At 41.3% G+C, this 2,287-nt stretch carries 3 protein-coding genes; all 3 read left to right on the top strand.

Annotated features, from left to right (window positions below):
• Positions 1 to 188: 188 nt before the first annotated feature.
• The 3 genes from G574_RS0110505 to tadA all read left to right on the top strand — a co-directional run bounded on the left by G574_RS0110505 (position 189) and on the right by tadA (position 2,216).
• Complete coding sequence (locus G574_RS0110505; RefSeq protein ID WP_029692132.1) at positions 189 to 746, top strand: nucleotidyltransferase family protein; 558 nt, start codon at positions 189 to 191, stop codon at positions 744 to 746.
• 160 nt (positions 747 to 906) lie between these two features.
• The gene (locus G574_RS0110510) at positions 907 to 1,683 is read left to right on the top strand and encodes an MBL fold metallo-hydrolase (RefSeq protein ID WP_029692133.1); all 777 of its coding nucleotides are present in this window, start codon (positions 907 to 909) and stop codon (positions 1,681 to 1,683) included.
• Positions 1,662 to 2,216 carry a tRNA adenosine(34) deaminase TadA gene (tadA, locus tag G574_RS0110515; RefSeq protein ID WP_029692135.1) on the top strand — a complete coding sequence of 185 codons (555 nt, stop codon included), beginning with the start codon at positions 1,662 to 1,664 and terminating at the stop codon, positions 2,214 to 2,216. The genes G574_RS0110510 and tadA overlap by 22 nt, the downstream gene beginning before the upstream one ends.
• Positions 2,217 to 2,287: the final 71 nt, after the last annotated feature.

Raw genomic sequence — 2,287 nt, forward strand, 5'->3', positions numbered from 1 at the left:
ATGCTTCAGCAGTTGCCTTTGTGGTAACAGGCTTAGCCATGAGCTTACTCGGTTTTGGATTAGGTATGAGAAACCGTGAGGATTAGAACGGAGTTTTCCTAATCTCATAACCTCCCTGCTTATATAGTGGGGAGGTTTTTGGGGTTATTGTAAATGTTGAGGTTGGAGGCTTTTGCTATAATACAAGTATGACTGAAAAAGAATTTCTAAGTTTAATACAATCCGACAAACATATGATGTCTCTATTAAAAATCATTGCCGATTTAGGTTTAAAAGATTCTTGGCTGGCGGCAGGCTCCGTTCGCAACTATATCTGGAATGTCCTTTCTGGACGTCCTGGTTTTGATTATGAGACAGATTTGGATGTGGTTTTTTATGATCCTGATGTGTCTTATGATGACACCTTGGCACTAGAAGCGAATTTACAAAAAGCTTATCCTGATTATCCATGGGAGCTAAAAAATCAAGTCTTTATGCATGTTCATAACCCTGATACAGCAGGCTATGAATCAGCTAGAGATGCTATCAGTAAATACCCAGAAACAGCAACAGCAGTATCTCTGAGGTTGATTGATGATGAGCTAGAACTTTACGCACCTTATGGCTTAGATGTTATTAGTCGATTTGAAATCCATCCTACACCACATTTTAAAGCTTCCTCTAAACGCATGGTCCTCTATCATGAACGGTTAGCAAAGAAAGATTGGGCAAAAAAGTGGCCGCAAATCAAGGTTTTTCAAGACTAGCGCCGAGAAATGGTGTTCCTTATAAAAGAGTCTTCATGAAAACGACTGAATGGCTCATAGGTGAGCGTGTTATGAGAAGCCATACTTAATAACCTACTTTGAATTCGTCGGCATTTGAGGCAGTTTTTGTTATAATATAGAAAAGAAAGGTGGTTTTTCTATGAAATTAACGACACTCGGCTGCTGGGGTGGTTACCCTTATAAAGATGGCGGCACAACGTCTTATCTCTTAACGGGACATGATGGTTTTCAACTCTTGATGGATGCAGGTTCGCGTTCTTTAAATGAACTGGAAAAAGAGATTAGCCCTCTGGATTTGGATGCTGTTTTAATTTCTCACTATCACCCTGACCATGTGGCTGACTTGGGGGTTCTGCGTCATTATCGTCAGCTCTATCCCAAGCACTTGTGGGAACCAAAAGTCCTTCCGATTTATGCTCATAATGAGGATAAGACTGAGTTTGACAAATTAAGTCTGCCAGAAGTTTCAGAAGGTATTGCTTATGATGTTAATGGGACTCAAAGTATCGGACCTTTTGATATTACCTTTATAAAAACGGTACACCCGGTTATCTGTTACGCCTTTCGAATAGTAGAACGTGAAACTGGTCAAATACTTCTCTTTACAGCAGACACAGGCTATTTTGAGACTCTACCAGACTTTGTAAAAGGAGCTGATTTCTTCTTGGCGGATGTTTACCTCTACGAAGGTAATGAAAATCACCCAGCTCATTTGACGACTAAAGAAGCAGGGCAGATTGCAGTTCAGGCAGGTGTTAAAAAGCTGGTCTTGACCCATATGCCACCAGTAGCACCAGAGGGTGTTGATCCAGATAATCATTTGGAAATATTGCGTCAAGAAGCGCAGCAATATGCAGGTGATATTCCAGTCGAGCTAGCAGAACCTCATAAATCATGGGATTTGGGACAGCTTTGATGCAGGTATTTTCGGAAGCAGAAAAAGCCTACTTTATGCAAGAGGCTTTGAAGGAAGCTCAAAAATCTTTAGCCAAGGCAGAAATTCCTATTGGTTGTGTCATCGTCAAGGATGGTCAGATTATCGGTCGTGGACACAATGCGCGTGAAGAATTGGGACAAGCTATTATGCATGCGGAGATCATGGCTATCCAAGAAGCCAATCAGACAGTTGGTAATTGGCGCTTGCTTGAGACAACCTTGTTTGTGACCATTGAACCCTGTGTCATGTGTAGCGGAGCCATAGGATTAGCACGTATTCCTCAGGTCATTTATGGTGCTCCTAACCAGAAATTCGGAGCCGCAGGAAGTCTTTATGACATCTTGACAGATCAGAGACTCAATCATCGCGTTGATGTCGAAAGAGGAATGTTACAAGAGGACTGCGCAGCTATTATGCAAACTTTTTTTCGCCAAGGCAGAGAGAAAAAGAAAGCAGTCAAACGTTTATCCCAAGAAGCTGAAGAAAAGAGTGTACCTTTGTCAATGATGTGAGACCTAAAATGTTATTTTGAAGTCTTCCATTTGTTAAGCTTTACTAGGAGCTAGCTCCTAGTAAAGCTTTT

Source organism: Streptococcus hyovaginalis DSM 12219 (assembly GCF_000420785.1).
GTDB lineage: Bacteria > Bacillota > Bacilli > Lactobacillales > Streptococcaceae > Streptococcus > Streptococcus hyovaginalis.

Coding starts and splice junctions, on each gene's coding strand:
- G574_RS0110505 (WP_029692132.1), top strand. CDS start 189: ATGACTGAAAAAGAATTTCTAAGTTTAATACAATCCGACAAACATATG.
- G574_RS0110510 (WP_029692133.1), top strand. CDS start 907: ATGAAATTAACGACACTCGGCTGCTGGGGTGGTTACCCTTATAAAGAT.
- tadA (WP_029692135.1), top strand. CDS start 1,662: ATGGGATTTGGGACAGCTTTGATGCAGGTATTTTCGGAAGCAGAAAAA.